Source organism: Natrialba aegyptia DSM 13077 (assembly GCF_000337535.1).
Lineage (GTDB): Archaea > Halobacteriota > Halobacteria > Halobacteriales > Natrialbaceae > Natrialba > Natrialba aegyptia.
This window is the reverse complement of record NZ_AOIP01000035.1, coordinates 1-240: the sequence shown is the minus strand read 5'-3', so window position 1 is coordinate 240 and position 240 is coordinate 1. Positions and strand designations below refer to the sequence as shown.

1 rRNA gene is annotated in these 240 nt (G+C 55.8%); it reads left to right on the top strand.

The window, feature by feature from the left end:
* Positions 1-240: ribosomal RNA gene (locus C480_RS16550) — 23S ribosomal RNA — on the top strand; the annotation flags it as partial.

Below are 240 nucleotides of genomic sequence, written 5' to 3'. Positions count from 1 at the left end.
GGTGAGGTTGTTCGCCTATTAAAGGAGGTCGTGAGCTGGGTTTAGACCGTCGTGAGACAGGTCGGCTGCTATCTATTGGGGGTGTGAGGTTCCTGACAGGAACGTTCGTATAGTACGAGAGGAACTCCGAATGGGTGCCACTGGTGTACCGGCTGTTCGACAGAGCACGTGCCGGGTAGCCACGCACCACGGGGTAAGAGCTGAACGCATCTAAGCTCGAAACCCACCTGGAAAAGAGGA